The 8767-nt window shown below is 66.9% G+C and carries 9 protein-coding genes; 3 read left to right on the top strand and 6 right to left on the bottom strand.

All coding sequences use genetic code 11. The annotated features are described in order from the left end of the window. The first annotated feature begins 217 nt into the window (after positions 1 to 217). From ACFSJG_RS02570 to ACFSJG_RS02560, 3 genes are all read left to right on the top strand, one after another. Positions 218 to 805, top strand: a complete 588-nt coding sequence (locus ACFSJG_RS02570) for a hypothetical protein (protein WP_378483644.1) — start codon at positions 218 to 220, stop codon at positions 803 to 805. Positions 806 to 907: 102 nt separating this feature from the next. After that, positions 908 to 1042, top strand: coding sequence for a hypothetical protein (locus ACFSJG_RS02565; RefSeq protein ID WP_378483643.1), 135 nt, complete (start codon positions 908 to 910; stop codon positions 1040 to 1042). Beyond that, on the top strand, positions 1039 to 1653 hold the full coding sequence (locus ACFSJG_RS02560) for an AMIN-like domain-containing (lipo)protein (RefSeq protein ID WP_378483642.1): 615 nt from the start codon (positions 1039 to 1041) through the stop codon (positions 1651 to 1653). The genes ACFSJG_RS02565 and ACFSJG_RS02560 overlap by 4 nt, the downstream gene beginning before the upstream one ends. 16 nt (positions 1654 to 1669) lie before the next feature. Here ACFSJG_RS02560 and ACFSJG_RS02555 read toward each other — a convergent pair whose 3' ends face one another. From ACFSJG_RS02555 to ACFSJG_RS02530, 6 genes are read right to left on the bottom strand one after another with little or no spacing between them, the layout of a single operon-like run. Continuing rightward, positions 1670 to 3175: an MCE family protein gene (locus ACFSJG_RS02555; RefSeq protein WP_378483641.1), complete on the bottom strand. Its 1506-nt coding sequence runs from the start codon at positions 3173 to 3175 to the stop codon at positions 1670 to 1672. Further along, complete coding sequence (locus tag ACFSJG_RS02550; RefSeq protein WP_378483640.1) at positions 3175 to 4317, bottom strand: MCE family protein; 1143 nt, start codon at positions 4315 to 4317, stop codon at positions 3175 to 3177. Before ACFSJG_RS02550 ends, ACFSJG_RS02555 begins: the two co-directional genes overlap by 1 nt. Continuing rightward, positions 4314 to 5558, bottom strand: a complete 1245-nt coding sequence (locus ACFSJG_RS02545) for an MCE family protein (protein ID WP_378483639.1) — start codon at positions 5556 to 5558, stop codon at positions 4314 to 4316. Before ACFSJG_RS02545 ends, ACFSJG_RS02550 begins: the two co-directional genes overlap by 4 nt. After that, positions 5555 to 6589, bottom strand: a complete 1035-nt coding sequence (locus ACFSJG_RS02540) for an MCE family protein (RefSeq protein WP_378483638.1) — start codon at positions 6587 to 6589, stop codon at positions 5555 to 5557. Before ACFSJG_RS02540 ends, ACFSJG_RS02545 begins: the two co-directional genes overlap by 4 nt. Beyond that, positions 6589 to 7614 carry an MCE family protein gene (locus ACFSJG_RS02535; RefSeq protein ID WP_378483637.1) on the bottom strand — a complete coding sequence of 342 codons (1026 nt, stop codon included), beginning with the start codon at positions 7612 to 7614 and terminating at the stop codon, positions 6589 to 6591. Before ACFSJG_RS02535 ends, ACFSJG_RS02540 begins: the two co-directional genes overlap by 1 nt. Beyond that, the gene (locus tag ACFSJG_RS02530; RefSeq protein WP_378483636.1) at positions 7611 to 8765 is read right to left on the bottom strand and encodes an MCE family protein; all 1155 of its coding nucleotides are present in this window, start codon (positions 8763 to 8765) and stop codon (positions 7611 to 7613) included. The genes ACFSJG_RS02535 and ACFSJG_RS02530 overlap by 4 nt, the downstream gene beginning before the upstream one ends. Positions 8766 to 8767: the final 2 nt, after the last annotated feature.

Genomic DNA, 8767 nt, shown 5'->3' with positions numbered 1-8767 from the left:
CCTCGGACAGGGCTGCAGCATCCACCCGGTCATCGTCTCGAGAACCACTCCGAAACTCGAGCTCCCACACCAGCTGTGGCAGACCTAACAAAGTCCTACTAGTCACTGTGAGGGAACGCTGAGAGTGTGACGTCATCGCCGCCGACGAACCCGGGTCGATGACACCCTCACAGATGAGACCCGACCGGCGAAGGGGACGACGAAGGGAGGATCGGTCGTGCGATGGTTCCTGTCGTTTCTCCTGATCGTGGGAGTCGCCGGAACGCTGCCGCTGGCCAAGGCACCTGCCGCGCAGGCCTGTTCCTGCGCCTACGTGCAGAACGGCCCGCAGATCGTCGAGCAGGTCGGACGCGCCGCCGCATCGTTCACCGGTACACCGACGACCACGCGCACCGACGGCGGCACCGCGTACTACGAGTTCGCGGTTCGTGAGGTCTTCGCCGGCGACATCGGCCCCACCACGGTGGTGTCGTCGAGCATTCATGACGCATCCTGCGGGCGTAGCTTCACCCTCGGCGCCGAGTATCTCGTCTTCGTGTCCCGCTATGACACCAAGGGTGCACCCTGGTCGGTCGAGTCCTGCTCCGCGACGACCGAGTCGACCAACACCCGTACGCGCGACGCAGCGACCACCGTGTACGGACAACCTCGGCCACCGGACACGGCCGGCCACTCCGTAGGAATCGACGAAAACGGAATGCCCGTGTGGCAACGACTCGCCCTCACCGCACTGGCCGTCGTCGCCGTGTCCACAGTGGCGGCTCTCATCCTGCGCGCGAGGCGCAGCAGGCGCACCGGCGCGTAGGCCCACAAGTGTCTGGTGTGGGACCGATATCTGTGGATGGAGGTCCACACCCTGCCGTCTGGCCGTCTGCGGGTGATCGAACGAGCGTCTTTGTTACGGCGAATGATTCGGCCTCCATCGGCCGAATCGGGCTGGCACGAGGTCAGCGACGAGGGTGCGGCGCTGCTGAACAGGGGTGGTGGCGTGCCACTCGGGTTCGGTGTCGTGTCGTATGCGTTGTCGGTCGAGTTCGCATGACAGTGTCGACAGGCGTGCGTCGGCGCAGCAACCGGACACTACAACTGCTCATGCTCGCCGGGGCGCTGCTCGCCTGCTCTCCGGACGGGTCGGTGTCCACGCATCGGGAGCAGGATTCGTCCCCGGTTCGATGCCGGGCCACCGAGTCATGGTCCGGATCGATCACGGTCGGTCGCGAACTCCCCGCCCCTCCCACACCGCTCCTGCCAGAGGCCGGCGCAGCTGAGGCGCCTCCTCGCCAGAGCCTCGAGGAGGTCGAGGTCGACATCGAGGGAGGCCGCGAGCGGGTCGCCTACGCCTTCACCGGCGACGGGACACTCGGGTGGTCGGTGCGGTACGTCGCCCAGCCTCTCACCTACGGCGACGGGCACGAGGTGCTCGTCACGGGACTCTGTGTCCTGCAACTCGATTTCACTCTCGCGGACGCCACCGCGTCGGCACAGGCAGCACCCGAACGGACGGCGACTGCAGCTACCGGCGGGATCACCGAGGTGGTGACCTTCGCACCGCACGACGGAGTGATCCAGTCCTTCGTCGGATTGCGCGACGCCGACCCGACCGTCACGGTCGATCAGGCCGACGCACAGTTGTCCGTCAGGGTGGGCGAATAGATCTTCTCGCCCTGGCTCAGTGCGGAATCATCTCCTGCCAACCGATTTCCGCCGCCGGCGCCACCAGGTCGGTCTTCTGATACATCTGGCCGTCGGGCCCGACGTAGCGACCGGTCTGCGGGTCGTAGGGGGCGGCGGTGACCGCGGGCGCGATCTGCGTGGTCCCGTAGGAACTCGGTGTCACCTGGACACCGCCGTTCGTCGCCTGTTGGCCGGACGCCTCGTCGAGGATCCCACTCGGCGGCGGGACGCCCTCGTAGCGGGAGTCCGGTGCGATCCCCTGCGACTCCAGGTTCGGGTCTCGTGGATACGGACCGATGACCGGCTGCTCGGTGGCGACCGGCACGAATTCCTGGTCGCTGTTGCACAATTCGGCCGTCGCGGCGCGCTTGGCGGGGTTGTTCATGCACGGGATGTTCCGGGCACCACGGACCGCGACCTGGGAATCCTGCGGCAGCTTGCAGTAGAGGTCCTCGGGGGTGTCGAGCGTTTCGGTGTCCTGCGGCGACCGCCATTCCGACGGCGGGAGGAATCCGACGGTGCATGCCGGCGGATCGGAGATTCCACCGAAGCGGAAGGTGCCCAGGCCGAGGCCCGCGGCGTTGTTCTTCGGCTGCACCGTCTGGATCATCGAGACCGCGGGCGGAAGCAGCACCAGCATCTGTTCGAGACCCGCGTTGTAGGTGACACCGAGTTGGCCGACGGAGGTGAGGTTCGCCAGCAGCACCGGCAGGGTCAGCTTCACCGAGTCGAGCAGTGCGGTGGTGGTCTCCGCGAAACCGGGCCCGGACTGGAGGATCGACCGGATCTGCGGGTCGTTCGTGTTCAACTGGCCCGTCACTCCGGCGAGGCTGCGGGTCCAGATCGCGATTGCGTCGGCGCTGCGGACCTGGGAGTCGAGGAGGGGTTCGGCGTCCTCGATGAGGCTGCGTGTCGAATCCGCGACCCCGTTCGCCGCGGCGGCGACGGTGGAGGTCGAGTCCAGGAGCGACTGCAGGTCGTAATCGGCACCGTCGAGACCCGTGGACACCTCGTCGAGCAGCTGGTTCAGCTCGTCCTTGGGGATGGTCCCGACGAGGGCGCTGAGGCTGTCCAGCATCGGTCCCACCGGTTGCGGAATGGTGGCGTCGCGGGACTCGATCACCGACCCGTCCTGCAGATAGGGCGGGGAGTCGGTTCGCGGCCGCAGGTCCACGTACTGCTCGCCGACCGCGGAGACACTGCGCACTTCCGCGTCCAGGTCGGCGGGAATTTTCTGCCCGTCGTCGATGGACAGGATCGCCCGAACGCCGTCCGGCGTCAGCTCGACGTCCAGGACCTTGCCCACCTCGACACCGCGATAGGTGACGTTCCCGAATCGGTACAACCCGCCTGCCGCGGGCAACTCGAGGGCGACGGTCATCTTGCCGACACCGAGGAGGTTCTGCACCTGGATGTAGCCGAACGCCATGACGAGTCCGCCGACGATCGACAGCACCGTGAAGATCACCAGCTGGATGCGTACGAACCGGGTGAGGATCATCAGCGTCCACCGTTCCCCTGGGGAGTGACGCCGACGCCGAGCGGATCCTTCGTCTGGGTGGCGTAGCCCGGATCTCCCACCGCCGCCTGGATCGCCGCGTTCGGGTCACCCCACGGAGTACCCAGCAGGATCTCCCGCTGCAGCCTCGGCACCGTGAGATCGACGGTGGCGAACAGGTTCACGTAGTCGCCCTTGACGGCCCGGTCGATCACGCTCTGGCCGTACGGATACACGGTCGCGTACGCGAGCGCCTTGTTGATGTCGGGCCCGACGTCCGCCAGTGCTCGCAGGGTGGGTTCGAGGTTTCGGAGGTTCGTCACGAGGTCGTCCTGCACATCCGTCACGACACCGGTCGCGGTGTCGCTGAAGACCCGCAACCGGTCCAGGGCTGCCGTCAGGTTGGGCTGCTCCCGGGACAGCACTTCCAGTGCGGGCGGGAACTTCTCGAGCGCGTCGGTGACGACGGTGTTCTGCTGCGCGAACGTACCCGCGAGCCGATCGAGATCCCGCATGACCACCACGATCCCGTCGCGTTGCCGGTCGAGTGTCCCCACGAACGCGTCGAGTCGCGTGATCAGTTCGCGATAGTCGTCCTGCCGCCCCTCGAATGCCGTGTTGACGCTCTCGATGATGTCGCCGATCTGACCGAGCCCGCCGCCGTTGACGACGACCGACAACGCCGAGAGGGTCTTCTCCGTCGAGGGATAGGTCGACGTCTTCGACAGGGGGATGGTGGATCCCGACTCCAGCTCGCCGGCGGGCACGGCGTCGACGGGCAGGTTCAGCGCCAGGTGACTCGACCCGAGCAGGCTCGTCTGGCCGATGGTCGCCTCCACGTTGGCGGGCACCACGATTCCCGGCTCCACCGACACGTCCACCCTGGCATGCCAGCCGTCGACCTCCATCGCACCGACGCTTCCGATGACGACGTCGTCCATCAGCACCGGCGAATTCGACTCGATCGTCCCGACGTTCGCCATCTCCACGTGGAACACGACGGCGCCGGGACCACGGCCCGGGGCACCCGGCAGTGGTAGGGAGTTCACCCCCTCCCACCCGCATCCGGTGGCGACGAACGGGGCACACACTGCGGCGGCGAGCAGACGAACCAGTCGCACTCGCCGCGAATCCGACGCTCTCATGACGGTGGCCTTCCCGCGGGGAACAACAGATCCTGGATGCCCTGCACCGGCCTCGCCGGCGCCTGCGTGCTCACCACGGCCGGGATCAGGTCGGACTCCGTGTAGATCAGATGTTCCGGACCGACGGACGGGCCCTTCACCGGGTTGATCGGGACGGGCAGGTAATTGAAGTTCAGCAGATTGAGGACGGGACCGAGGTAGTCGGCGCACTTCCTCGCCGACTCGGCGGACGTCGTGTTCTCGAGACTGGCGATGCTCGCGCAGATGAACTGCACCGGATTGGAGAAGTTGTTCACCACGAAAACACCCGCCTCGGTGCCGGTTTCCGGGTTGTAGATGTTGTAGAAGTTCGCGAGGCTGGTCGGGAAGATGTGCAGCAACTGCTCCAGATCCTTCCGGTTGTCGACCAGGTTCTGTGTCACGTTCGCGAGCCGCTGTACCTGCTCGCTCGTCTTGCCCGTGTTCGCCGACACGAAGCGCTGCACGTCGCCGACGGCGACCGACAGGCTCGTCAGGGCGGAGTCCAGATCCGATCTGCTGTCGTCGAGCACGCTCGACAGGGTGGCGAGGCGGTCCTCGAACTGGACGATCTCGACGTTGCTGTCCTTGAGCACGGTGACGAATTTCTGCAGGTTCGCGATGGTGCCTGCGATGTCACCGCTGCCGTCCGCGAGGATGCGCCCCACTCCGGACAGTTCGGACAGTGTCTCCCTGAGCTTCTCACCGTTCGCCGCCATCGCGTTCGCGGCGCTGTCGACGAAGCGGCCCGCAGAGCTACTCGAGAGGTCGCCGTCCGGGCCGAGGTCGGTCGCCAGTCGCGTCAGCTGGGTTTTCACCTCGTCCCACTCGACCGGCACCGCCGTTCGTTCGATCGGGATGACGGCACCGTCGTCCAGTGTCGGACCACTCGACCGGTAGGGTGGCGTCAGCTGGACGTAGCGGTCGGAGACCAGTCCCGGCGCGACGATGATCGCCTGCGCGTCGGCCGGGATACGCACGTCGTGATCGATCTCCATCGTCAGCGTGGCGGTCGTCCCCTGCGGTTCGATGGCCGCGACCCGGCCCACCTTCACGCCGGAGACCCGCACCTCGTCACCCGCGTAGATCGCCGTCGTGGAGGTGAAGACAGCCGAGACGGTCGTGGGCCGGAACAGTGCCCGGTAGCCGACGATCAGTCCCGCGGCGGCCACCGCGGCCACGACGACCGGGGCGACGATGCGGAAGATCCTCCGCGCCGTCATCGGGGAGCCCCCGACGGCGGCGCCGCGGCCGCGGGTGCGGGTGTCACGCCGAACGCCTGGTCCAGGAAGGGTTGAACCACACTTCCCGGAAGCAGATTGGCGACGAACGCGTTGTAGAACGGGCCGCCGGAGACCGCCTCCCCCTGTGTCAACGCGACCTTCGCGAGCCCGGGAAGTGCCCGAGCGATGTTGTCCCGGTTCTCCTCCAGCATCGCCGCCACCGAGTTCATGCGGTCCAGCGTCGGCCCGAGTTCGGCTTCGTTGTCCGCGACGAGGCCCGACAACTGCTGGGACACCGCCGTCGTGTTGGCGAGGAGGTCGACGATGGCCTGCCTGCGGTCGACCAGTGTGCCCAGCAGTGAATTCGCGTTCAGGATGAGCGAATTCACCTGATCGCTCCGCTGTGCCAGGATGCCCGTCACGTCGCTCGTCGTCGACAGCAGTTCACGTAGCGCGACGTTGCGACTGTCGATCGATCGCGACAACCGCGTCAGGCCGTCGAAGGTGGGGCCCAACTGCGGCGCCACCTGGTCGAGGGTCGCGGACAACGTGTCGAGGGACTGGTTGACGGCGTCGGTGTCGATCGACGAGACGTTGGTGGTGAGGTCGCCGACCGCGTCGGTCAGTGAGTACGGCGACGAGGTTCGCTCGATCGGGATGACATCCGACGGCCGCAGCCGACCCGCGCCGTCGGACACCAGTGTCACCACCCGCTGTCCCAGCAGGGACCCGGTCTTGATGTGTGCCGTGGTATCCGAACCGAGACTCACGTCCAGGGAGACGTCGAGTCCGACCAGCGCGTCGCCGTTGTCGAGCGACACCTTCGCGACCGATCCGACGGTCACGCCGGACACGACGACCTCGTCGCCGGCGGAGAGACCGCCGGCTTCTGCGAAGATCGCGTCGTAACGGACGGTCGTCGCCATCGTCGCGAATCGCTGGAACTGAAGTCCCACGAGCATGATGCACGTCACCAGGACGATGCCGATCAGTCCGTAGCGGGCGAGATGGGTTCCTCGGTACCTGAGCATCAGTCGGAGCACCTCCCGGTTTCCTGCTGGATCCAGGGCAACTCGACCACCTCTCCCGAGGCGTCATTCACTCGCACGGAGATCGCGCAGATGTAGTACTGGATGAAGTTGCCGTACGCGCCGAGCCGGACGAGCTTCCGGAAGTTCTCGGGCGCCCTCTCGAGCGCGGCATCCAGGCGAGCCTTGTCGTCGTCGATCGACGGTGCGAGCCGGTTCAGTTGGTCGACCGTGCCTGCGAGCGGCGGCCGCGCCTGCGTGAGCAGGTCGGCAACGGACGCCGTTCCCCGGTCGAGTGCGTCGACGGCGGCGCCGATCGGATCACGCTCCTGGCTCAGCTGGGTGACCAGCTGATCGAGCCTCTCTATCGTCGCCTCGAACTCGCTTCCGCTGTCCGACAGGGTGGCCATGACCGATCGGAGGTTGTCGATGAGCTGCTCGATCACGGCACCGTTGTCGGCCAGGGTCGACGTGAAGGACGAGGTCTGCGACAGCAGCGATCCGACGGTCCCCTCCTGCCCCTGCAGGATCTGCAGCAGGGACGACGTCAGCGCGTTGACGTACTGCGGGTTCAGTCCCTCGATGACCGGCTTGAAACCGCCGAGCAGCAGATCGAGGTCCAGCGCGGGCGACGTGCGCTCGACCGGAATCTCCGCACCGCCTGCGAGGACGACGGTGGAACCCGGACCCTCCGCGAGCTCCAGATATCGGTCACCGACCAGGTTGAGGTACCGCACCGCGGCGGTCGTCCCGGTGGTGAGCACGATCTCCCGGTCTGCGTTGAAGTCCACCTCCACCGTGTGGTCGTCGCGCAGTGACACCCCCTCCACCGTGCCGACCCTGATGCCCGCGACCCGGACGATGTCACCGGACCTCAGCCCGGACGAGTCCGCGAAGACCGCCGAATAGCTTGTGGTGGAACCGGTTCGGTACTGTCCGAATACCACCAGGAGGAAACCTGTCAGGACGACCATGACGGCGGCGAACGCGGCGAACTTCCACACCGGTCCGTTGCGTGACGGCTTCATCGCGTCCCCTTGATCGTTCCGAACAGGGCCAGCGGCAGACTCGTGCTGTTGAGCTCCAGGCCCTGCCGCCCGCTCGCGAAGGGGTTGGCGCCGGTGTCGGCGACGACGAACGGGGGCGGGTCCTCGTAGGACACCGGCAGGACCGAGCACTGCGGCCCGCCGGACGCCGCGACCCGGGGCAGGTTCTTCGGGTACGTGTAGGACTCGGTGCCCCACAGGAAGTTCGCCGACAGGCCGAGGCCGGGCACGTCGACAGGCTTCGAGTCCGCGAGGTACGCCAGACCCGTCAACGAACAGGTGAGCGCCTCGTTGTAGCTGTTCGTCAGCGACGTGGTCGGCACGAGGAGATCGAGTGTCGTGGACAGCGCGTCACGGTTGTCGGTGAGCACCTGGTTCCCGACGTCGGCCAGACCGATGACGCTCACCAGGAACGCGTCGAGATTCTGCTGCTCCTCCACGATCGACTGGCTCGTCCGGGTGGCGTTGCCCGCGGTGTCGAGCAGGGGTTGGGCCGAGTCCGCGTAGGTACCCGCGACGGTCGGGGCGAGTTCCAGGTCGTTGCGCAGCGCAGGCAGAGCCGGTTCCACCGTTCCGAGGAATGCGTTCAGATCGCTGACGGTCTTGCCCAATTGCTCGCCCCGCCCACTGGTCGCAGCCGCGATGGCCCCGAGCGTGGCGCTCAACTTCTCCGGTTCCACCTGCTCCAGAACCTGCGTGAGCTGTTGGAACACCGTGTTGATCTCGACGGTGACCCGGTCTGCGTCCAGGACCTGCCCGGCTTCCAACGGTTGCCCGGACGGCGCCGCGGGCGGAACGAGGTCGACGAACTTGGCGCCGAACACCGTCGTCGACGCCACGTTCACCGTGACGTCGGACGGAATCCGAGCGATCTGAACGGGATCCATCGCCAGCTGCAGCTCGGCCCGGCCGTCCGGTCGGGTGTCGACGGACGCGACCCGTCCCACGGTGACACCCCGCATCTTCACCTTCGCGTCCGGGTACATGACCAGGCCGGCACGCGGCGACACCACCGTGACGCGGACGCTGTCGACGAACCCACCGTTGAACGCGGTCCAGGCAGCGAGGACGACCACCACGGCGACGGCGATCGACGCGAGCCCGACCAGCGGGCGCAGCACACTCCGAGTCATCC

It is taken from the genome of Rhodococcus gannanensis (assembly GCF_042681175.1).
Lineage (GTDB): Bacteria > Actinomycetota > Actinomycetes > Mycobacteriales > Mycobacteriaceae > Rhodococcus_G > Rhodococcus_G gannanensis.
Note: the sequence above shows the minus strand (reverse complement) of the source record. Positions and strands in the feature narration are given on the sequence as shown.